Genomic DNA, 21,282 nt, shown 5'->3' on the forward strand with positions numbered 1-21,282 from the left:
TGCGAGCTGGGCCGCAGCAAACTTTCGCCGGCGGCCGATAATGGCCCAGGGGGGCCGCAGCCGGCGTATGCAGATCATCGTCCCAACTCAAATGTGACGAATAGGGATGCTCGGCCTCCAAATATGGCGAATAGGCTTCCCCCTGCGGCACTGGCGACCACGCAGCATATGGCGGGGGACTGTCTTGCAACTCGCTCAGCTGGTGCTCAAAGCCCGTTGGATCCGCGGGCGTTGGCAGTGAGGCGGGCTGTGGGTCCGTGTTCAGTGGGTCGATTGAGTTGAAATCCATCCTGTTCCTCCTTTGATACAGGGAGCGGCTCGAGCCCTTCTTTGAAGAAGGCCACTTGCATCGCGACTACGGAGAACAGCTGAGAACTCTCGCCTTGAGCTGTAGCCTCCAATCTGCCAGCAACAATGGCGCCAACCAGGTTTACGGCTATTCCGAGCATCGGGTGCCCCGACGTTGCATGAGGTGGATAGACGGCATCGCCGCCGAGACATCCGCGCTCTCATGCTAGGAGGGTGAGCTTTCGAGAAGCTGACGAGCATCAGAAGGATTCAAAATGAGCCAATGGAGACGGCATTGACTTTCGCCGAAAGCTGCCGCGCATTCTAAATTTCATCTCTGGCCCGGCGCAGGCTCGCGCACGATGCTGTCCTGACGCGGCGCGTCGGAAGAATAGGGGGCTTCCGGTCGTCCATCGCGAACGACCGTGGTTGAGGAGCCACGAAATAACTTCAGCACCGATTCCCGCGACTGCTTTTCGACGGCAGCGTGCGGCCGCGCCTGCGCCTCCGCTACAAGGCCGTTGAGCGTTTGGTCTAAGAGCGCGATGAAGCGTGGTGGACCAGAAACTAGGACGAGGCCATCTCCTGGTGCCGGTCTCACAAGATAGCGCTCGTCGGAGATATTGAGTGCATCGAGGGCCGCTTTGAATGCATCGAAGCTGATCGGCTTCAACACAAGCAGACGACTTTGCGCCTCATTTGCAGCAGATACATACAGCACGAGCCCATCGTAGTACCATTGAAGATTGTAGAGATTGGTCAAACGGTCCAGGAACTCGCGCGGTGGCAGATCTGGCATGCGCCCGCGAATCCGACCCCTCACCTCCGCGCTGACGTTCACTCTGATATTGAGGTTGTTACCGAATTCCAGCAGTGCGGCAGACAGGTCCTGATCCAGAACCGTGTAGCTATAAGGTGCCGAAGGCAGCGAGAGCGGAGCCCCAAACGCCGTGAGTACCCCGGAGCAAAGGAAAACTCCTGCGCCCGCAACTCGGTTCAAAATGTTCAGGATCGTGCGTCGGCTTAGCATTCCCAAGTCCCTTCGGCCTGAGAACAAGTATTAAGACTTCGCCCAAATTGGAAGCCAAGCGTGATCTTTAAAATGGCCTTATGGCTCGCATGTTCGTCAGCTTGCGGTCAGCTGGCCTCTTTACGGTATTGACCATCAATTCTTAACAAGGGCGATGTCTCATCGCAGCCCAAACCAATGACACCTTCGATCACGCTAGGCGCTACGCCGATCTCTCTGAAGCCTAACGACGGTCTGTCCGGGCTCTGCCAGCCGGCAGCCATCGGCCAGCAGTGCCAGTTTCAGCAGACTCTTCTGCATGTCGCTTCGACATCAGACGCTGCCTCCTCAGTTACCGATAGAGCAGCGTCCGTTCCTGCGGTGTCAGAGGTTCAGCGTGCAGCAGTGCAGGCGAGCCCGCCTGGCGAGCGCGTGCTCCAGGCTCTCTCTTCGATGTATCGGAGCAATCCCATTCCTTCTGCAACGAGCGGCGGTGTGACCGCCATTTCGAAGACCGTTCAACCTGGGCCGGCCGCTCAGCCGCTTTCACGGTCGCAGCTAGTCGGGGCGAGCCCCGCGGGCAAGCCGGAAGGGGTGCTCGACTTCGACGCGATGGTTGCGGGTCTGCGGGACGTTTACAAGGGTGTCGTCGAGGTTTCGCTTGTGTCCAAGAGCACCAGCGCCGTCAGCTCATCTTTGAACAAATTGCTATCGGCGGGCTGAGTTCGTTGACGTCTGCTTTCATCTATGGACAAAACGGCCATGCCCGCCTATCCGGTCAGTGGTTGCGTGTTTTTGCCGTGCTATCGCTTCTCCTCCCCTTGATTGGCTGTAAGGCCGATCTCTACACCAAAGTGCAGGAGCGCGAGGCCAATGAGATGCTTGCTCTCCTGCTTAGCAAGGGAGTCGATGCGGTCCGTGTTACTGCCAAGGACGGGACCAGCACGATCCAGGTCGAAGAGAAGCAGCTAGCCTTTTCGATTGAGCTGCTAAATCTCGAAGGGTTGCCGCGCCACCCTTTCAAGAACCTCGGCGAGGTGTTCAAAGGATCGGGCCTGGTTGCCTCGCCGATCGAGGAGCGCGCCCGCTACGTTTATGCCCTGAGCGAAGAATTGTCGCGCACGATTAGCGATATCGACGGCGTCATATCCGCGCGTGTCCACGTTGTTTTGCCAAAAAATGATCTATTGCGCCAGGACACGATGCCGTCCTCAGCGTCGGTGTTCATTCGACATAACTCCAATGCAAAGCTCTCGCTCCTGCAACCGCAGATCAAGATGCTGGTCACCAACAGCATCGAGGGCCTATCCTATGACAAGGTGGTGGTGGTCTTTGTGCCGGTTGAGCGGGCTCCGCTTGAGCAGCCTGCCCCGCGAGCTGCGTCCGCTCAGTCGACCAAATCCATTTCAGACCCGCTACTTGCGGCCGGTATCGGAGGGGGCGGCGCTGCGATTGGCCTTCTGTGCTACATATTCCTGGGCTCTCGTATGCATCAGCGCGCCCAGCAGTCGCGCGCGCGATCCAGACTTGGCAACCGTTCGAACACGCCCGCTATCCCGCCTCCCGGTAAAAAGATCACCTCCGACAAGGCATAGGAGTGCGCAGATGCCCATACCGCTGCCATGCTCCGGTTCTCATACGATGTCCGAATCGACCTCTGAGGGGCTGCGCGAGCTTGCTGCCTCGACCCATCTGACCCGATTTGCTGCCCGTCTTGACGGGCGGCTGTCGGCTTCGACTTTGGTCCGGCTACAGAAGAGCTCAAGGCTGCAGGTAAGACTTGCTGAAATGCTGCTTGGTAATGAAATGGACTCCAACGGCCGTAACTGGGGAACTGATCTTCTGCTCGGCCATGATCCGAATAGGGCTGCTTTGCTTGCCGGCAGTATCTGGCATGCTGGCTCGCTCCTAAAGCTCGTCTCAAAGCAGCATCTCGCGATTCTGCTCGGGCGTATCGGGGCAGAAGCGCACGCTTTCGGTATCCGGAACTTGGCCAGCGCGGTCGCAATCACCGCTACCGCTGATCCGGAGCAACTTTCGCAACAGATTGAACACGATGGCCATGCCTGCCTAGGTGCTTGGCTCGACGAAGCCTCGGCACTTGATCGCACGCGCGTGCTGTTACGCTTGCCCATGGGCACTGCTGCCGAGAATCCAGCGGCCGAACACCGCAATGCCGCGGGCCCAGTGCTTTCCTTGGTGATAGCCCATTTGTCGAGGGAGACGCCACGGCATGACAGCTGATGACCCAGCGCCGCCGGTGGCCCCCGAGATACGGCCGCTCGGGCCTCTCATATCGGCGGCCGAGATCGGGATCTGGTGCGATGCCGTAGAGGCGCGCGCGGCTGCCGAGCGGCATCTGCAACGCGTTCGCGGCTGGGGACGGACAGCTTATAAGCGGGAGCGGGCGCGCGGCTGTGCGGATGGCTTCAAGAGCGGCGCCGAGGAAATGTCTCGGCTGATTGCACAGGCTGCTTCCGCACTTGCGCAGCGAAAAGCCATTCTGGAGCAGGAGTTGCCGCAGCTCGTCATGGAGATCGTGAGCGATCTTCTGGGCGCGTTTGATCCAGGCGAGATGTTGGTGAGGACCGTTCGTAACGCGATCGAGCAAAAATATGGTAGCGCGGAAATTTGCCTTCATGTCTCTCCTCTGAAAGCCGATGCGCTAGCGCGCGAGTTCGCTACGTGCGATGGACAGGAGGGCCGGCCGAAAGTGCGGGTTGCTCCGGATCCGGCTCTAACGACAGAGCAGTGCGTGTTGTGGAGCGAATTTGGCAATGTAGACATTGGAGTTGCCGCGCAGCTGCGGGCTCTACGTCTTGGCCTGGGTTTGCCATCAAAGGAAGACGGGCCATGACCACATCAGCCACCGATGCGGCGGGAGAGAGGAATCTGCACGCCGCGCTGTCGTCTCTGAAATCTACAGCAAAGCATATCGACACGCGTGCTGTACGAGGGCGGATCACACGGGCGGTCGGCACCTTGCTCCATGCCGTCTTGCCAGAGGCGCGTATAGGGGAGCTTTGCCTGTTGCAGGATCCCCGCACCGGATGGTCGCTCGAGGCCGAGGTGATCGGCCTATCGCAAGATGGGGTATTGCTCACTCCCATTGGTGACATGGCGGGCTTATCCAGCCGAGCAGAAGTGGTCGCGACCGGACGAATGCATGAAGTTCCGGTCGGCCCCGATTTGCTTGGCCGGGTGATCGACAGCTTCGGCCGTCCGATCGACGGAAAGGGTCCAATCAACGCCGCTCAAACTCGCCCGCTGCGCGGCAAGGCCCCCAACCCCATGACAAGGCGCGGTATCGAGCGAACATTGCCACTCGGCGTCCGTGTCTTGGATGGGCTTCTAACATGTGGCGAGGGGCAGCGGATCGGCATCTACGGAGACCCAGGGTGCGGTAAGTCGACGCTCCTGTCGCAGATCGTAAAAGGCGCGGCTGCCGACGCCACCATAGTCGCGTTGATCGGTGAGCGCGGTCGTGAAGTGCGGGAATTCATCGAGCAGCACCTTGGTGAGGCAGCGCTTCGCCGCACCGTCGTTGTCGTTGAGACCTCCGATCGCTCGGCAATGGAACGAGCGCAATGCGCTCACATGGCGACGGCAGTCGCCGAATATTTTCGTGATGAAGGACTTCGCGTCGTCCTGATGATGGACTCATTGACGCGCTTTAGCCGCGCCATGCGCGAAATTGGCCTTGCGGCAGGAGAGCCGCCGACGCGGCGCGGCTTTCCGCCATCGGTTTTTGCGATGCTTCCTGGCCTGTTGGAGCGTGCCGGCATGGCCGAGCGCGGCTCGATCACGGCCTTCTATACTGTGCTTGTCGAAGGCGACGGCTCGGGTGATCCAATCGCCGAAGAATCACGAGGCATTCTTGATGGCCACGTTGTTCTCTCACGCCTTTTGGCTGCGCGCGAGCATTTTCCAGCTATTGACGTATTGTCAAGCCGCAGCCGCGTGATGAATGCGGTCGTCTCTGTGTCGCATCGAAAGGCGGCTTCCTTCTTCCGTGATCTGCTCTCCCGCTACGGCGAGGCCGAGTTCTTGGTGAAGGTTGGCGAATATAAACAAGGCAGTGATCCTCTGACAGACCGGGCAATCAATTCGATCGAGGAGTTGCGGAAATTCCTGCGTCAGGGCGGAGACGAGGCGTCAAGCTTTGAGGAGACGGTCACATGGATGTCACGTCTGACCGCGTGAATCGCGTCCATGCCTCGAAATTGCGGCTAGTGAAGGACATGAGACAGCGGAGCGCCCTTCGTGAGGTGTACAACATGGAGGCCAAGCGCCGCACCGCGCTTCAAGCGGTGGAACAAGCTGTCCGGGATCTTGCAACGGCCGAGAAAAACCAAGCGGCGCTAGAAGCGGAGCTTTACCGAGAACTGGCATCTTTTGATTCGCTATCTGTCGAAGAGCTCGATCGTCGCTGTCACATCGTCATTGGACGGCTCAAAACTGAGATCGCAGGAGCACGCCGAACGCTTGAGGAAGCGCGCGCCGCTCAAGAGCGTGCCGAGACGGCGGTCTTCGATGCGCGGACCACTTTGACCAAGTGCTCGGCGGCGAGTCACAAATGGCAGAAAATTGAAGGCGACGTTCAGCGCGCGAGTGATGCCCATTCAGAGGCGGAAGCCGAGATGGAGGCCGATGATGAGGTTTTGCTTCGGTATCGCAGTGGTTCGCGTACTCACACGGCTAGCTACTGAATCTGATGGCTTCTTCTATGCTAGGGAAGGCGCCTTGTCTTGTAGACGCGCCTGTGACCATGGCTACGGGTGAACAATCGGGATTTAAACCGGCGCTAACCCTGTCCCCTGCGGTCGTCTCTTGGCTCAACGAGATCGCGGCTGCCCGCAAGCCTCTGCAAAGCCGTCTCCGCGATAAGCCGCTATCCGTACGGATGGAACGGCTGGTCTGGGAGCCGGAGCCGTGTGCCGTATCGATGCTCGACTGCGTTTGGGCCATCGGACATGAAACAATCATCTTATCGTTGGCCCGTCCGGTTGTAGAAGGGCTGATCGCGACGGTGCAAAGTGAGCTTGGCCTACCTGCCGAGCCCACTCGTTCGCTCCTCGTCGAATTTGCACTCGATCCGTTGCTCGATCAACTAGAGGGTCTGACACAACAGAAGTTGCAGCTGATCTGTTTGAGCGAAGCAACGGCTCGGGGTCCTTATCTGGAGCTCGAAATCACCTACCGCCCATTCAAGGGAAAAGCGCGCCTGCTCCTGTTCTCACCTCTCGATGGGTCAGTTCCACCCGCGTTTCGGGCGTTAGGCGGACTGCTCAGGCAGCTGCCGCGAGAGGCACGCCAGCTTCCCCCAGAATTGCCTGTCATCGTTAAGGGAGAGATCGGTTCGCTCCGTGCGACGGTTGCGCTGCTAGGGAAAGCAAATGCAGGAGACGCTCTATTGCCGGACGTAATACCCTTGGCCCGTGGCCAAGCCATCCTCAACGCGGGAACCTTATGGGCTCCGGCACATGTTGCAGAGGATCGCTTGATCGTGCGAGGGGCATTCCGCCTCCAACCACATCCCCTGGAGTGTGCACATATGATGACTCAATCCGAAAAACCCCGGCCGCCCTCTGAAAGTGATCTCGACAACATCGAGATTACTCTTGTTTTCGAATGCGGCCGCTGGACTGTCGCACTCGGAGCCTTGAGGGATATCAGCGAGGGACATGTGTTCGAACTTGGCCGGCCGCTCGACGGACCGGTTGATATCCTTGCTAACGGCCGCCGCATAGGCCGCGGGGACATCGTAAGCATCGGCGGGGAGCTTGGCGTCAGGTTGCGGGGCAGGTTGGCCGTCAATGACTGACATTCAACCGGGAATTCTTGGACTCCTTGCGCTCACGGCCGGCCTTGGCCTGCTGGCGTTCCTAGTCGTAACAAGCACAGCGTTCATAAAGGTGTCCGTCGTGCTCTTCCTCGTTCGCAACGCGCTCGGGACTCAATCTATCCCACCGAACCTCGTTCTATATGGCGCGGCGCTGATCCTGACAGTTTTCATTAGCGCGCCAGTGATTGAACAGACCTATAATCGCCTTTCTGCGCCACAACTCCGCTACCAAACGGTCGATGATTGGCTGAGCGCCGCAAAGGAGGCGCAGGAGCCGCTGCGCGGGCATCTGAAGAAGTTCACCGCTGACGAGCAGCGCCGCTTCTTCTTGGCTTCAACCGAACAGGTCTGGCCCGAGGACATGCGCGGCAACGTGAGCGCCGATGACCTGGTCATTCTGGTGCCATCTTTCCTAATTTCAGAACTCAAGCGTGGCTTCGAAATTGGTTTTCTTCTCTATCTGCCCTTTATCACCATCGATCTGATTGTAACGACCATCTTGATGGCCATGGGTATGTCGATGGTTTCGCCAACGGTGATATCCGTGCCGTTTAAGCTGTTTCTATTCGTCTCAATCGACGGCTGGTCGCGGCTCATGCACGGGCTGGTGCTCAGCTACACAACACCGGGAGGCTGAGCATGGATGAGGCGAGTATTCTCACTCATATGAGCCGGTCACTTGTGATCTTCATGATCTGGGTTCTGCCACCGCTTATCGCGGCGGTCGTTGTCGGCTTGGTCGTCGGCATCATCCAGGCGGCAACGCAGCTTCAGGATCAAACTTTGCCACTGACTGTGAAGCTTCTTGTCGTTGTCGCGGTGATCGCTTTGTTCTCTCCAGTGCTCAGCGCCGCGCTGATCAAGGAAGCAGAGCAGGTATTTACCGACTTTCCCGCACTCACAGCAAGTATTAGCCGACGTTAGATGAACGTCCCCTCATTCACCGAGACGCAAACTCTGATCCAGGAGGCGATCGAACTCGTGCTCGCAGCCGGGCTCGCGGCAGCCCGCGCCCTTGGCATTATGTTGGTCCTTCCCGTGTTTACGCTGCCGCGCATTAGGGGGCTGATCCGCGGCTGCGTGACCTTTGCGATGGGACTGCCATGCCTGTTGCAGATCAGGCACGGCTTGCAGTCGCTGGATGAGGGCTCACGACTGATCAGTCTCACGCTGCTCGGTTTGAAGGAGGTGTTCGTCGGCCTGCTCATCGGCTTTTTGCTCAGTATTCCGTTATGGAGCATCCAGGCAGTGGGTGAGATCATCGATACCCAAAGGGGGATTACGAACCCTGTTGCTTCCGATGATCCAGCCACGCGTGGCCAGGCTTCGGCGACGGCGGTTTTACTCGGTACCACTGCGATTTCGATTTTCGTTCTAGCCGGGGGATTGGAGAATATGATTAGGGGCCTTTATGGCAGCTATTTGATCTGGCCCGTGTATCGGCTGATGCCTAGCTTGACCGTGCAAGGCGCGATGGCATTTCTGGGGCTTCTCGGTCACATCATGTATACGGCGCTACTGGTCTCTGGCCCCGTGTTGGCATTCCTGCTGCTACTCGATGTATCGGTCATGATACTCGGGCGGTTTGCGCCGCAACTCAAACTGAACGATGTCTCTCCCACCATGAAGAATCTGGCGTATGGGATAATCATGGTAAGTTACGCCACCTTCCTCGTCGAATATATGGGATCGGAGATCAGTCAGTCCAACACCGTGCTCGAGTTGTTCAAGAACCTCCTTAAATGAGTGGCTCGAGCGAAGAGAAGAAGCTCCCCCCCACTCCCAAGAAGCTAAAAGATGCGCGCAAGAAAGGGCAGAGTCCGCGCAGCACCGATTTGGTCAGCGCAGTCAGTGTTTGCGCCGGTTTCGGCTGCCTCTGGTTAAGAGCGGGCCTCATTGAGACCAAGTGGTATGAAACGGTACGGCTAATCGACAAACTGCAGGGGCAGCCGTTCACAAGCGCGGTCCAGCAGGCGCTGGGCGGCTTGATCGAACTGTTTCTTGCGGCCGTTGGTCCATTCCTCGGGGCCGGTGTTGCCGCTGGTATTCTAGCGGGAGTCCTGGCCAACGGTGGATTAAACGTCTCTTTCGAGTCCTTAAAGCCGAAATTCGAGAAATTGGATCCCATGAAGGGGCTCAAGCGGATTGCGTCTAAGCGGTCGCTCATTGAACTCTCGAAGTCGCTTCTTAAGGTGTGCGTTCTCGGCGCAAGCTTGCTATTCACGGTTATCGCAAGTTGGAAGGCGCTGGTATACTTGCCAACCTGCGGTAGGGGATGTCTCAACTTCGTGTTCACTGAGATCAAATTGCTGACCGAAATTGCTGCCGGTGCTTTTCTGATCGCCGGATTGGCCGATCTTCTTATCCAGCGCTGGTTGTTTTTACAGGACATGCGCATGACGGAGACCGAGGCCAAACGCGAGTCCAAAGAACAGCAGGGCAATCCGCAGGTCAAACGAGAACACCGTCGCCTTCGTCAGGAGACGGCGAACGAGCCTCCGCTTGGCGTGCATCGCGCTACATTGATAGTGACAGGACAAGCGATCTTGATTGGGCTTCGCTACATTCGTGGCGAGACCGGCGTGCCGATCGTGGTTTGCCGTGGTGAGGGCGAACTTGCCTCACGACTGCTTTCTGAGGCGCAGTCGCTGCGCCTCAGCATTGTCCAGGATCCAGCCTTGGCGCGGCAGCTCATCCGGAATGCCAGGCTGGGCAACGTCGTTCCTGGGAAGTGCTTTGAAGGAGTTGCGAGAGCGCTCTATTCCGCCGGGCTGGTCTAGACATTGCTTATGGCAGCAATGATTGCGCCATCCGGCGCGCTATCGAGGCGACTGTATATCCCTCGTCGCCGTTGACCCGGCTTCTGGCGAGGACCTGTTGCCAATTCCATCTTCCAAGTCGCTCTTGTTGCGTCGCCCCATGGACCCATATGTGGCAACAGGAGTGGCGGCACGATCACCTTTTGTTGCCATAACAGCTCTATTGTCCAGCAGGTCGCTCGGATCGTTGACCATGACGCCCAGATTGTTACGGGTTGAGCAGCCTAGCGTCTGGTCGAACGAATTATCGTTAACCGAAGGACCAATGATCGAAAGGGACGGACATACGGGAGGACGTGCTTCATAGACAATGGCCTCGATTCGCACCGCGAAGCCGACAGGCCGGTCGATGCCAGGGCCGAACAGGCGGACGTTGTAAGGCGCGACGCCCATTGCGCGGGCCTCGCTGGCTACCTGCGCGGCGAGCCGGGGCGAGCCGGTGATATCGAGATGGAGCGCATCAAACCGACCGCGACTGGCGCCGGCAATGAAATCCCTCAGTCGATACCGCTCGAGGCCACGAAGGCTCTGCAGCACCAAGACACTGTTCTGCTGCTGCACCATGCTTGGTTGTTCAGCCGGCCCCGTGTTGATCAGAGCAGTGCTTGTGCAGCCGCCTAGGCTCGCCATCAGAACGAACAGATGGGGCAGGGCTCGTAAAGTCATTCGACGATCCTCATTCGATAATAAAGCCGGCGCCGCCTGTCGCGCCTGGTACACTGGTGCGCGGAGCGTCGCGGCCTCGCGGCGGGCTTGCCAACGTGTTCGTCAAGGCGCGCCCCATATCTGAGGGCGGTCCGATGCGGTCGGCGGGGGCGCTCATCCGGTTCGGGTTCGATGCTGGCCGCACGATGTAAGGCGTGACAATAATAACGAGCTCCGTCTCCTGCTTCTGAAAGGACGAAGAGCGAAACAGTGCACCGAGAATGGGCAGGTCGCCTAACCAAGGAAAAGTACTGATATCCGTGCTGAAGTTACGCCTGATTAGCCCGCCTATTACGAAGCTTTGTCCGCTCCCAAGCTCGATAACGGTCTCCGCACGCCTCGTAGAGAGGGCAGGCACGGCCATACCGTTCACTTTGACCTCACCTACTTTCGAAATCTCGCTGACCTCAGGTTTCACGCGGACATTGATTTGATTGTTGTTAAGAACAGTCGGGACGAAGTCGAGGCTCACTCCATAGTGACGAAATTCGATCGAAACCTGTCGGTTGTCCTGCATGACCGGAATTGGAAATTCGCCGCCCGCCAGGAAGCGCGCGGACTCACCGGACATTGCGGTGAGATTCGGTTCAGCCAGTACGGAAGCGAGGTGCTCGCTGGCGAGCGCGTCGAGAACAGCGCCGACGTTGATACTACCGGCGCTGAAGCCGATACCTGCCTTGCCGCCGCCGCTAGCCGTGCCGGAACCAGCACCTTTGCCGCTGCTAAAGAAAAAAGTGCCATTCTGACCCAAAGCGGAGAGGTTGATGCCGAGCTCCTTCATGGCGCTGCGTGAGACCTCCGCTACGCGAACGCTCAGATTGACCTGTAACGATCCGGCGACCTGAATTTTATTGAAGACCAGCGCACCCGGACCGAGAAACTGCTCTGTGACCCTCACGGCAGTGGCGACGACATCGGCATTGGGAGCCGTACCGTTAAGGATCGCGCCGCGGGGGGTATAGCTGACTTGGATCGGATAGTCGCCGACCTGGGCCTTCAGCATGGCACGCAGATCCTCGATCGGGTCCTTGACGATAACACGAAACTCGGCGAGAGCTTCCCCATTGTCGTTCAAAGCGAACAGGCTGGTCCGTCCTGACTTCTTGCCAAAGACGAAGATGGTCGTGTTCGATGGCGCTTGATAATCCGCGATCGTCGGGTCGGCAACAAAGATGCTCGCCGCCGGCCCGGGCAGATGAATTGTCTTGCCGAGCGAGGAGGAAAGGACCAGCGTCCCATTGATGCTGCTAGGAGCCGCGCGCGGCGGCCCCCCTCTAGCGTCCCGCGTCGTCTGAGCTGCGGAAGTTAGTGGCGATAGCAAAGCGACCGCGCACAGGAGGTGGGAAAGAGAAGGACAAACGGCAGACCACAGGGCGCTAGCGACGATCGAGCGTCGATCGCTGCCACCCTCATTATCAAGAGCGATCTTCAAGGTAGTCTTTGCTTTCAAGTTCGATCGACTACGCGGCCGATGCCGCGCTGTTCAATTCAAGGATATAGCCGACGCCGCGTGCGGTTGTGATCCGTAGCGTCGCACCAGACTGATTCAAATGACCGCGCAAGCGATAGATTGCGACTTCAAGTGCATTGGTAGAGACCTCGTTGTCAAACGCATAGAGGCTATCCTCCAGCGACGCGCGTGGCACGGCGCGGCCTGCGCGGCTGAGCAGATGCTCAAGAATGCACACTTCGCGGCGTGCAATCTTTAGCGGCCGACCACCAACTGAAACTTGCCGGGCGATCGGATCGAATTTTAGATTGCCAAACACAACGACGGGGGCTGTCATTTGCGTTGATCGCCTCAGAATGGCTCGCATCCGAGCGATGAGTTCATCAGTAGACACGGGCTTGGGCAGAAAATCGTCTGCACCACCATTGAAAATGGCGATCCGCCTATCGAGATCATTGCGGCTGCTCATCACCATGGCAGGCATCAAATGTCCGTCGCGTCTCAACCGCTTCAGCCAGTCCAGGCCGTTTCCATCCGGTAGGGCCAACTCGAGCAGGAGAACGTCGTACTTGGCGTAGTCGAGAGCGGTCGCCGCCTCATCCAGCGTGCCCGCCACATCAACGGCGAAACCGCAATCCGAGAGCGCTCCTTGCACAGCGCGCGCAAGGTCCGCATCATGATCAACCAGTAGCGTTCGCATTTCATTGCCTCTTCATGCCAAAACTACCAAGCAGATCACCGTCGACCATGAAGTCGGGCGAAATTGAGTTCTCCAGCTTCAACGTAAACGTCGGGAGTCGGTACCGACTAAGAAGAGCAATGTTGCCAACGGCCAACATCGCTCCGCCCATTGAGAGCCGATTAGCAATTTCGGCCGTTTGCTGTGGATCGCATGCGTCCTTGACAGTCACCGTGGTCTTGATGTCGGGAACTAGGTCAGAATTAGTCAGAGCATTGAGCGCTGTGGCAGGACCCTCGTGCATCTTCGCGCCAATCTCGGCAGTGCTTCCGGTCATCGGCTCGGCGAGCGCATTGCCAGCACGCGCAATCGAAACCAAAGCACAAGAGAGAATGGCTGGATTGGCATCCGAACTGAACGAGACATTTCGAATCTCCCCATGTTGCCCTGACTCTGCGGTGAGTCTTGATATGCCATCGACCTGTGAGGTCGTTTGGTCATAGCAAATGCAACCTTGAACGCGTGAAGACAGATCGCACCCCCGCAGCGGGCCGATGCTCTAGATGCCGCTAACATGGGACGAAACAACCAATGCGCCGCGGGCTATGAAAGATTGTCTCGGTGGGCGGTGACGTGCATCGGGAGCGCGAGAAAACCCGGCATTTAGACAGATCCAACGCGCCCGCTTGGCTGCGGCCCATCTGGCACACCGAAGAATGGCGAGTCCGTCCCCGCAGCGGCGTAATCAGGCATGTGGTTCGGGTGGTTCCGCCGCCTGCATTCCACCTCTCGGGACGAACGGCGGCGGATACCGAACTTGGACTCAACTTCATTTCCCCTCTGACAACGGGAACGCGACGACAGCGAGTACTGCTCTTGAGCTCCTCGTGCTGTTGCAGCCTCAACTTGGCCGGCGCGGGTACCCCGTCCGGCGCGTAGGCTACGTTGCCAACAGGCTTTCGAGTGGACTGATCGAGGAGCGTGACGGGGTCGAGCGGTGTGGCCCTACGGGTTGGAGACATTCGCAATTCTTGTTACCTTGTCAGGAAGTGTTGCGCGCGACGCATTGTCGCGACTGGTGTCTGAAACCCTACAATCTGACGCTACGTGCGATTCAAGTCCCTTCGAGAGCTCGTTGCATGAATATTCTAAAAATCGCAGGCTTGCTGAAGCAGCCACCATGGGAAATTGGATAAAAAGCACCGCGACGCATCAAAACAGCAAATCATCTTACGCGAACCAGAGGGCCTTCGCTGGCGCCGAGACTCATCATTCGTGGTTATCTGGACGGAAAATCGATGCCTCTCATGCGGGTTTGAGACATTTCGCGCTTTTTGCTATCTGTCAGGACGTATTGTCGCGAGCTGTGTCGGAAACACTACAATCTTACGCTGCATACGATTTAAGTCCTCCGAGAGCTCGTTGCGTGAAGATAAGCGGCCAACCCCCCTGACGCTCGATTCATACTCTCGTCCGACGTTTGCCGTCTTATATCCGGTGACGTCGTTCGTGCACCGACGAAAATTGATAAGCTCCTTCGCATGGGTGAGAGTTGCATCACTTCACCCGAGATAAGCAAGGGGCGCGACGTTTCCTGACAGCTCACCACCATGTGTCCGAGCTATGGGCTCAATCGGTGCCCGGCATAGTTCTTCATGGCTCGCAACTTGGCGCATTTCCCAAAGCGCGTCGGTTACGCGCTTGACGGTGCGCTCGTCATCGGTGGCAATTGTCGAGGATCGTGGTTCCGCCCCTAGGCCCGTTCGAGCTGATTCAGGGTCCGGGCTGATTCGGAAGCAGCGGATGTCAGAGCCAGCCATGAAGGCAGGCCGCCTCTCAAGAAGAGCGGCCAAGGTGCTGCGAGCTCATTAAAGTCATCACAATGAGTTTCTGGCGAGGGTGGTTGCGAACGATGGGCGCCACAATGAGGTAGAGTGACACGGGTTTAGGTCCATCGACGCGGGTACAACCAACGGCGCAGCCCGCGCATCGCAGTCGCGCGCGTCCCAGCCCAGAGATCGGCGGGTCAGAGCGAAAGGCCGCGTTTGTGCCCAAGGGTCCAGTCAACGCTGCCGGGACCGGCTATGCCGCTCACGTAGTTGCTCAATTCGTGCTCGAGCGAAGGGGCGGGGCACGAGCTGAACCGAGAATGATGCCATCATGGCAAAGCGCCCCGAGGCGATCGACAATCTTCGGCGATAGATCCCCCGCAATCTACCCACCTGCATCAGCGGGCAATACGCAAGGCCCATATCCTCGGCGAGACGGCTTCCGGTGTCGAGCTCACGGCGGCGCGGGCGCTCAACCTTGTAGCCGTGGCGGTGGGCAAGTCCAAGGTCTGCCAGCCCATCGATCAGCCGCTCGAGTGCCGCGCGGACCTCGGCAATAAGTAAGTTGAATTTCGCGATCGCCATTTCCTTTTATCCAAACTCATATTGCGCAGCGCATTTCCCGTGGGTGCCCCTGGTGCGAGCAAGCCTATGCCGCTGGGTGTGCGGTAAAACTTCCCCCCATGCGCCGCCCCGCTGACCCGAGATTGCAGCCCAAGCGCGTTCTTCAACCAGCTTCAGGATAAACACGAACGCGTGAGCCGCCGTCCGTTTCCAGCAACTCGGCCCTGTAAGGCACGCCGCGGATGTTGATATACGTCGGGCGCCCGGCTTCCGGCAAGAGGTGCTCCCCCTCTAGTGCACGGACAAGGTAAGGCGGAAGCCAGCGTTCGCGGTGCTGCCATCCCCCGCGGATAAGAAACCCAAGATCAGCTATGGGCTGCCGCGATGGCCCAGCTTCATTCATCGGCCTCGCGCGAGGATGATGGATGAGACGAACGTCCCTGTGCTCTCCCGGCCCAAACGTGGCCGAGTAATGCTCACCGTTGATCGCGAACTGGCTTGGGCCGAACTGGTTCGGCATGAGATTGATGTTACTCAGTACATCGATCAGGACGTCCGAGGCCGGTTGGGAGCCGTGGTGCCAACCCTCGCCGACGATAGATCCGATATCCAGCCGCTCCTGAGGGGCCCCTGATGACCCAACGAACGACGGCGGTCTGGCGAGGTCAGGCGCCGGCACAGAGTGAGCGTCGTCACGCAATTCATCCGGTGTGGGCGGATTCAAATTAACTAGCGGCTCAAGACCGCCGTAGACGTCTGACGAGGGACGCCTCGCAGATGATAGTGACGAGGGTTCTTGCATCTGCTCTCTAAACCAATCCCAAGCGCCCGCGCTCGGGGTGGCTGGCGTTGCCGGAAGCTCCTGAAGCGAGCGCGGTTGCGGGCCGCGGTGCGGTGTGAACGAGGATGACGCGGGTTCTTGCATCTGCTCCCTAAACCAGTCCCAAGCTCCCGCGCTCGGGGTGGCTGGCGTTGCCGGAAGCTCCTGAAGCGAGCTCGGCTGCGGGCCATGGTGCGGTGTGAATGTGGACGACGCGGGTTCTTGCATCTGATTCCTAAACCAATCCCAAGCTCCCTCGCTCGGGGTAGCTGGCGTTGCGGGAAGCTCCTGCGGCGACCCGGGCTGCCGAGCGCCTTCCCCGGCGAGCGGACGCGCGCTCTCAGGAGGAGGCAACCCCAGCGCTCTGTTCGCCTCGAGGACTTGCTGGTAGCGCCGAAGCCTGAGCAAATCGGCGTTAATTTTGGTGTCCGCGGTTTGGTTCCTATACTCCTCAACATCTTGGGCCAGCCCATTGTCATTCAGTCGGCCAGCCATGGCCCCTTTTTCGCGCGTTTGCAGCCAATCACTCAACCTGGAAAGGCGGCGAGCCTGTCTATCGACAGTCTCCGGCTCAATCCTGCGTGTCGCCTTTTCCGCCGCGGCCCACATGTCGATGAGGGTTGCGTCTGCCGGATAAGGAGCCGAGCGCCGGATATCGGCTGACAAGGCCTTTCCGGCGCCGACGTCCCGGAGCTTTTTCAATGCCGCTTTGATGCGCCCGCTGCGATCCTTCGCATAGGTTTCCACATCATCATCCAACCCAGCTTCCAGCTCAGGGTTGCCAATTCGATCCGCGATTGATGGCCTCCTGTTCTGGCTAAGTCGGCCGCTCAAATGGCGCAGATCGGCTATCGCATTTTTGATGGTGCCGTCGCCCAGTACTTTGCCGGTGCCGTCGTCCCGGGTGACCTTGGCTTTGCTTTTGAAGTCCTCAAACAGCTCCTCGTCCTCCTCAGGGACCCCGCGTGTTCGGCCGGGCTGCTTGGCGTAATCCACGCGAAACTTCGTTGAAAAGACCTCTTGCTGAGCCGTGGAGCCGGACGGCTTTTCGCTGCGACTCGTCCCAAACGCCTTTCCGACACCTGACTTGATACGCGACCACAGTCCGCGATCCTTGCTGTTCTTCGTCTGAATCGCGGGCTGCTCCTCAGATGGCAAAGTGTAGCGCGCACTGCTGAACAAATCATCCCGCAAATTGGACTGCGGCGGTACTTGGGCCGAATCTCGAAAGTGAGCTCGGGGGATGTCTACGCTGTGGCGCGTGCTGCTGAACGAGGTGTCCCTCAGCCGGGAGTGTGGCGGCATCCGCACCGAACCGCCGAAGTCAGTGCGCCGGAGTCCTCCATCGCCTTTTGCGGGACTCTCATCAGGCGAACTAGACGTTGCGGAGCTCTCATCAGACGAGTTGAGTTGTAACTCGTTCATCTGCTGCTCAAAGCTAGCTTGCTCCCTCGTGTTGCCCGATTGCTGCCCCGCGCGCGACTGTTGATAGTACGCTTGTGCGAATCCTTCCACATCAAAATCAAACAGGTTAAAATTGTTATTCGTTCGCTCCATGGCACCTCACATCCCACAGCAAAGCTCGTATCTGGCGTACGGTAGGGTGATCGAGTGAAAGCGGTGGAGCCTTCGGCCGAGATTCCGACTGTCGAAGCCTGAAGACAACTGACAACCAACAATCGTTTGCCGCGACCGAGACCGCTCGCCACGCCCCTCCGATTCCGAGATCAAGCAATCGGGTGTTCATTTACTGATGACGTCGCCGTCTAGATATCGAGGTTCTCATGCTAGGAGAGTTACCTGATGAGAAGCTGACGAGTCTCAGAAGGTCACAACGAGCTAATGGCGACCGCGTTGATTTCTCCAGAACTCTGTCGCGTACTCGCCACGTGATTTTTGGACCAAGCCACGCACGATGCCGTCCCGACACGAAGCGGGCAAACAGCCTTGCCAAGCGCTCGGACATTACGTCTGAAAGCAAGACGATCAGACTTGAAGAATTCTTGTATCGCGGGAATTCTCCACCTGTGGAGCCCGACTCAAGACGACGGCTGTGGCATCACCATCAATTCGAGATCGCGTAGCATGATGTAGTTCCGCCGGATCCACTGATGCAACTCGATGGAGGTATCCTTCTCTTTGCGCAGATATCCGGTGAACGAAAAGCTCAGTCGATCGATGTAGGTCTTTAGAAATGCCGGTAGCGCTGAAAAGCGGAGTACGCGCGCGCCATGCATGGCTTCAGGTAACTCGCCGCGCAGCATGAATTCATTGTGGACGGTGATTAGCGCCCACGGCGGAATCCGCCACCGCAGCATCTCATAGCTGCGCGAGGAGGCGCGGTCGGTGCCGGCGACGAATAGGATGACGGGGGCGACACGGCGGCGGAGCGCCTCCTTGATGAAGCCGATCTCCTCGCACATCTTGAAGAATTCATCAAAGGCATGGAAGCCGAGGTCGATTACCTTGGCCACCCGGTCGTGCAGGATAAGCCGGTCCATCAGCTGCATCTTGCCGTAGGTGTCGATCACATCCGCCGTCTCAGTGATGTTAGGCAGGTAATCGACCAGTGACGGCTCCTTCAGGTTGATGTCGAACGAGAGCGCAGTGCCGTTCTTCAGCAGCGAGAACTCGCTCATGAGGCGAGAGACGAGGGTATTGCCGACCTGCGGGATAGGAGAGCAGATGATGTAAACGGGCGTGGCTAACATTGCCAGTAATATCAAGCTAACTTCGTATGTGGTTCAGTCCTTCAATCGCCGAACGAGCGACTATTTTTCGCCGCCGCGGGTCAGTGACTTGGCGCCGGCCAAGTCGGTCAAGTTAATGCGATCATATTCGCGCCAGACATTCGCGAGCCAGTGCCGAACATAGCCGCGCAGCACGAAGGAGTGGTTCGCGGCATCGTCGTGCCGATCCTTGTTGGCTACGAAGTTGACGAACGGGACGGAAGCAACTTCGACCTGCTCATAGGCCATCTCGTTGAGCTTAGGGATCGTCAGCTCGGTCGCGTTCTTGATACGGTGGTATAGGAGTTGTAGGTCGACTCGTCCCACTGGAAGAATTGAGTGTCGTTGATGAAGTTCTTGAACAGAAAATACATTGCACCAGTCATGGAACTGGCGGTCTCGGCGATCTCGTCCCGGGAAGCGATGGATGATCCCAAGATGTGGAATACGGCAAAGGTGATCTGGCCGGACCGCGCGGCATCCAAAAAGCCGATGTCGCGCAAGGATGCCAGCGCCGGAGACAGCAAGCCTGCGCGGGCGTCGATCACCGTGATGGATAACCCTGAGTTAAGTGTGTCGAAGATCTTCATCTGATCCGCAGTCGTGGTCATGTCGACGATCTCGGTCATCTCGGGATGGAAGCGCTTCAACGTTCCTCGCGGCGACTCAGTATCGAATGCGCGTGTCTGCACGTTATTGGTATTGAAATAGTCCAGAAGCGTTCGGGATACGGTCGTTTTGCCAACCCCACCCTTGTCCGCACCCACCACAATCACAACTGGCTTTGTCACGGAATCCCCTTAAAGCACTCGCTACCGCCGACCGCGACGTGTGCAATCAGCAAATCTCTGCTTTGGATGCGAAGATGGCAGAAACAAGGGATAGTGGAATCTTTGACGCGTCACCAACGCGTGGTGGGGATTTCTTGATGCGAGGCCATCAGTGACGGTGGGATACGGACGACTAGTTGCTGTGTGCGGTGTTCCACGTCAGGTTTGTGAACATGCGAACGAGCCGTTCTCGGAAAAAGCCGACTGCGGCGATTATGACCGCGACCACCATCAGCGGTACATCGCCGTATATAGATGAGCATCAAACAGCTTGAATCTCACGTAGCGTCAGGTTGTAGGCTTGGAAGAACGATGACCAAGGCTACCACGCAGGCGTCTATGGCTCATTTGAGCAATCAATTCGAGCGGCATGCCTTGCGAGGTCGACCTTCTCGCTTGCGGATGATGACCGATCATTCGGGTACATCTTGTACAAGGATGGGAAGCGCTCTCGCCGGTTATTGGAATGATACTGAAAGCTGGCAAAGTCGCATGTGGCCTGGGGAGTGTCGGATGATACGAATGCTGAATGCTTGGTGATGTAAGTTGCAATTGCGCAGGTCGCGCACCGCCCGCGCTGCGATCAAGCTACCAGAATCTCGCGAAGAGACGCGCTCCCGCTGCATAGGCAGTCGTGTCCGGCCGGGGTGCCGGCGTGGACCAGGCAACGTTCCTGTAAAAGGCCGCCGCAGATACTAACTGAGATTCGTGCCATGCTTCGAAGAAGACATCCGCGCCGGGATATCGTGGGGGTGCGCCACGACATGCAATGCGGTGAGCCAGCAGGCCTGAGGTCAGGCAGGTATCGAAGCGTGCGAGCGCATAGCTGCATGTATGTCGCGGCTTGATAACCCTCTGATTAAGGAAGTCGGGCTCAGAGCCCTTTCGTTCTTCGCATCATCATTCGGTCGACACTTCAACGATGGCCGAATACCGTAATGCAACGATCAGAATAGCCGCATGTTCGGGCGATGAAAGCGGAGCGCTTCAGGAGTTGAACAGCCAAAGTCTAGCATCGCTGGTGAATGGTTTCAGCAAGTGGCCGGAAGAGGCGGCCTCTCGCCAAGCCACGATCGCAATCGCGGGTGACGTCCTTCGCCCCGGCGACCGGCTCTCCCACTTTGATCAGCAGGACTGGCCGGCCGCTTACGGCTCACCTTCGGCTCTCTTCATCAGCGCGGATGCCCAGAGCGCGACGATGACCGCGGTCCTCAACATGCGAACGCCGTCAGGTCGGAATCTCACTCGGCGACCGCGCCCCATGACATCGTCGTCGGATCCGACGTGTAGGGCTCGCTCAGAGCGCGTTTGAGGACTCGCCGCCAACAAACTTGGAGACGGCAACCGGCAAGCATCGGTGATGCGGCAGCCTGTACGGCCAACGCCAGCACCACTGGATGCCCCCGCCGCAAATTGCCAGATACCAGATCATGCTGCGATGCCGAGCGCCCTGGCCGTGAAGTCGCCAGAGGCAAGATGATCCCCGAGCAGGCATTCGAGTTCGGCACGAGACCCAGGGTCGTCGTTTAACGCACGTGTTGTCGTGGTCAGCCGTGTCCGGTTGAAGACGTAATTTCCAGGCCCGACACTACGCAGCTAGTAGTTGACGCGAAGCACATGGTGTGTCTTCTTCAAGCAGCCTCGCACAAAAGGTCTTGTGGCACGCCGATTGCTGGGAGACGGTGAAGAATCCGTCACGACAATGGCGGTATCGC

General features: G+C 58.3%; 19 protein-coding genes and 2 pseudogenes. 11 read left to right on the forward strand and 10 right to left on the reverse strand.

Annotation, left to right across the window (positions count from 1 at the left end; translation table 11 throughout):
- Positions 1 to 619 precede the first annotated feature (619 nt).
- A complete protein-coding gene (locus RX328_RS12800) occupies positions 620 to 1,318 on the reverse strand; it encodes a secretin N-terminal domain-containing protein (protein WP_213254850.1) in 699 nt (232 codons plus the stop codon).
- Between the two features lie 177 nt (positions 1,319 to 1,495).
- Between RX328_RS12800 and RX328_RS12805 the strand changes: the two genes are divergently transcribed.
- The 11 genes from RX328_RS12805 to RX328_RS12855 are packed head-to-tail and all read left to right on the forward strand — an operon-like array spanning position 1,496 to position 9,922.
- Entirely contained in the window at positions 1,496 to 2,020 is a 525-nt protein-coding gene (locus tag RX328_RS12805; protein WP_213254852.1) for a nodulation protein NolB, read from the forward strand.
- A 5-nt stretch (positions 2,021 to 2,025) separates the two neighbouring features.
- Entirely contained in the window at positions 2,026 to 2,892 is an 867-nt protein-coding gene (sctJ, locus tag RX328_RS12810) for a type III secretion system inner membrane ring lipoprotein SctJ (protein ID WP_375293226.1), read from the forward strand.
- Positions 2,893 to 2,902: 10 nt separating this feature from the next.
- Entirely contained in the window at positions 2,903 to 3,541 is a 639-nt protein-coding gene (locus RX328_RS12815) for a nodulation protein NolU (RefSeq protein WP_213254854.1), read from the forward strand.
- A complete protein-coding gene (sctL, locus tag RX328_RS12820) occupies positions 3,531 to 4,154 on the forward strand; it encodes a type III secretion system stator protein SctL (protein ID WP_213254856.1) in 624 nt (207 codons plus the stop codon). The genes RX328_RS12815 and sctL overlap by 11 nt, the downstream gene beginning before the upstream one ends.
- Positions 4,151 to 5,500: a type III secretion system ATPase SctN gene (gene sctN, locus RX328_RS12825; RefSeq protein WP_213254864.1), complete on the forward strand. Its 1,350-nt coding sequence runs from the start codon at positions 4,151 to 4,153 to the stop codon at positions 5,498 to 5,500. The genes sctL and sctN overlap by 4 nt, the downstream gene beginning before the upstream one ends.
- Positions 5,476 to 6,006, forward strand: coding sequence for a YscO family type III secretion system apparatus protein (locus RX328_RS12830; RefSeq protein ID WP_213254866.1), 531 nt, complete (start codon positions 5,476 to 5,478; stop codon positions 6,004 to 6,006). Before sctN ends, RX328_RS12830 begins: the two co-directional genes overlap by 25 nt.
- Positions 6,007 to 6,065: 59 nt before the next feature.
- Positions 6,066 to 7,121, forward strand: coding sequence for a type III secretion system cytoplasmic ring protein SctQ (gene sctQ / locus RX328_RS12835; protein ID WP_213254876.1), 1,056 nt, complete (start codon positions 6,066 to 6,068; stop codon positions 7,119 to 7,121).
- Positions 7,114 to 7,779, forward strand: coding sequence for a type III secretion system export apparatus subunit SctR (gene sctR, locus RX328_RS12840; protein WP_108523099.1), 666 nt, complete (start codon positions 7,114 to 7,116; stop codon positions 7,777 to 7,779). The genes sctQ and sctR overlap by 8 nt, the downstream gene beginning before the upstream one ends.
- A 2-nt stretch (positions 7,780 to 7,781) precedes the next feature.
- Complete coding sequence (locus tag RX328_RS12845; RefSeq protein WP_213254878.1) at positions 7,782 to 8,066, forward strand: EscS/YscS/HrcS family type III secretion system export apparatus protein; 285 nt, start codon at positions 7,782 to 7,784, stop codon at positions 8,064 to 8,066.
- Complete coding sequence (gene sctT / locus RX328_RS12850; protein WP_213254880.1) at positions 8,067 to 8,888, forward strand: type III secretion system export apparatus subunit SctT; 822 nt, start codon at positions 8,067 to 8,069, stop codon at positions 8,886 to 8,888. It begins immediately after the preceding gene.
- Positions 8,885 to 9,922, forward strand: a complete 1,038-nt coding sequence (locus RX328_RS12855; RefSeq protein ID WP_213254882.1) for an EscU/YscU/HrcU family type III secretion system export apparatus switch protein — start codon at positions 8,885 to 8,887, stop codon at positions 9,920 to 9,922. The genes sctT and RX328_RS12855 overlap by 4 nt, the downstream gene beginning before the upstream one ends.
- 39 nt (positions 9,923 to 9,961) lie before the next feature.
- Here RX328_RS12855 and RX328_RS12860 read toward each other — a convergent pair whose 3' ends face one another.
- The 9 genes and pseudogenes from RX328_RS12860 to RX328_RS12900 form a co-directional block, all read right to left on the reverse strand.
- Positions 9,962 to 10,627 carry a CpaD family pilus assembly lipoprotein gene (locus RX328_RS12860; RefSeq protein ID WP_213254884.1) on the reverse strand — a complete coding sequence of 222 codons (666 nt, stop codon included), beginning with the start codon at positions 10,625 to 10,627 and terminating at the stop codon, positions 9,962 to 9,964.
- Positions 10,628 to 10,637: 10 nt separating this feature from the next.
- Complete coding sequence (locus RX328_RS12865; protein ID WP_309142502.1) at positions 10,638 to 12,053, reverse strand: type II and III secretion system protein family protein; 1,416 nt, start codon at positions 12,051 to 12,053, stop codon at positions 10,638 to 10,640.
- Positions 12,054 to 12,126: 73 nt separating this feature from the next.
- Entirely contained in the window at positions 12,127 to 12,816 is a 690-nt protein-coding gene (locus RX328_RS12870; protein WP_213254886.1) for a response regulator transcription factor, read from the reverse strand.
- A gap of 1 nt (position 12,817) precedes the next feature.
- Positions 12,818 to 13,132, reverse strand: coding sequence for a hypothetical protein (locus tag RX328_RS12875; RefSeq protein WP_317258728.1), 315 nt, complete (start codon positions 13,130 to 13,132; stop codon positions 12,818 to 12,820).
- Between the two features lie 1,206 nt (positions 13,133 to 14,338).
- A pseudogene (locus tag RX328_RS12880) lies at positions 14,339 to 14,522 on the reverse strand (hypothetical protein); the annotation flags it as partial.
- 336 nt (positions 14,523 to 14,858) lie between these two features.
- On the reverse strand, positions 14,859 to 15,209 hold the full coding sequence (locus RX328_RS12885; protein ID WP_213254888.1) for a DUF3363 domain-containing protein: 351 nt from the start codon (positions 15,207 to 15,209) through the stop codon (positions 14,859 to 14,861).
- 142 nt (positions 15,210 to 15,351) lie between these two features.
- Complete coding sequence (locus tag RX328_RS12890) at positions 15,352 to 17,565, reverse strand: hypothetical protein (protein ID WP_249727017.1); 2,214 nt, start codon at positions 17,563 to 17,565, stop codon at positions 15,352 to 15,354.
- Between the two features lie 482 nt (positions 17,566 to 18,047).
- Positions 18,048 to 18,719 carry a hypothetical protein gene (locus RX328_RS12895; RefSeq protein ID WP_213254890.1) on the reverse strand — a complete coding sequence of 224 codons (672 nt, stop codon included), beginning with the start codon at positions 18,717 to 18,719 and terminating at the stop codon, positions 18,048 to 18,050.
- Between the two features lie 60 nt (positions 18,720 to 18,779).
- Positions 18,780 to 19,528, reverse strand: a pseudogene (locus tag RX328_RS12900) (hypothetical protein).
- Between the last annotated feature and the right edge of the window lie 1,754 nt (positions 19,529 to 21,282).

Origin of the sequence: Bradyrhizobium sp. sBnM-33 (assembly GCF_032917945.1) — a bacterium.
Classification (GTDB): Bacteria; Pseudomonadota; Alphaproteobacteria; order Rhizobiales; family Xanthobacteraceae; genus Bradyrhizobium.

Coding starts and splice junctions, on each gene's coding strand:
- RX328_RS12800 (WP_213254850.1), bottom strand. CDS start 1,318: ATGCTAAGCCGACGCACGATCCTGAACATTTTGAACCGAGTTGCGGGC.
- RX328_RS12805 (WP_213254852.1), top strand. CDS start 1,496: ATGACACCTTCGATCACGCTAGGCGCTACGCCGATCTCTCTGAAGCCT.
- RX328_RS12815 (WP_213254854.1), top strand. CDS start 2,903: ATGCCCATACCGCTGCCATGCTCCGGTTCTCATACGATGTCCGAATCG.
- sctL (WP_213254856.1), top strand. CDS start 3,531: ATGACAGCTGATGACCCAGCGCCGCCGGTGGCCCCCGAGATACGGCCG.
- sctN (WP_213254864.1), top strand. CDS start 4,151: ATGACCACATCAGCCACCGATGCGGCGGGAGAGAGGAATCTGCACGCC.
- RX328_RS12830 (WP_213254866.1), top strand. CDS start 5,476: ATGGATGTCACGTCTGACCGCGTGAATCGCGTCCATGCCTCGAAATTG.
- sctQ (WP_213254876.1), top strand. CDS start 6,066: ATGGCTACGGGTGAACAATCGGGATTTAAACCGGCGCTAACCCTGTCC.
- sctR (WP_108523099.1), top strand. CDS start 7,114: ATGACTGACATTCAACCGGGAATTCTTGGACTCCTTGCGCTCACGGCC.
- RX328_RS12845 (WP_213254878.1), top strand. CDS start 7,782: ATGGATGAGGCGAGTATTCTCACTCATATGAGCCGGTCACTTGTGATC.
- sctT (WP_213254880.1), top strand. CDS start 8,067: ATGAACGTCCCCTCATTCACCGAGACGCAAACTCTGATCCAGGAGGCG.
- RX328_RS12855 (WP_213254882.1), top strand. CDS start 8,885: ATGAGTGGCTCGAGCGAAGAGAAGAAGCTCCCCCCCACTCCCAAGAAG.
- RX328_RS12860 (WP_213254884.1), bottom strand. CDS start 10,627: ATGACTTTACGAGCCCTGCCCCATCTGTTCGTTCTGATGGCGAGCCTA.
- RX328_RS12870 (WP_213254886.1), bottom strand. CDS start 12,816: ATGCGAACGCTACTGGTTGATCATGATGCGGACCTTGCGCGCGCTGTG.
- RX328_RS12875 (WP_317258728.1), bottom strand. CDS start 13,132: ATGACCGGAAGCACTGCCGAGATTGGCGCGAAGATGCACGAGGGTCCT.
- RX328_RS12885 (WP_213254888.1), bottom strand. CDS start 15,209: ATGGCGATCGCGAAATTCAACTTACTTATTGCCGAGGTCCGCGCGGCA.
- RX328_RS12890 (WP_249727017.1), bottom strand. CDS start 17,565: ATGGAGCGAACGAATAACAATTTTAACCTGTTTGATTTTGATGTGGAA.
- RX328_RS12895 (WP_213254890.1), bottom strand. CDS start 18,719: ATGTTAGCCACGCCCGTTTACATCATCTGCTCTCCTATCCCGCAGGTC.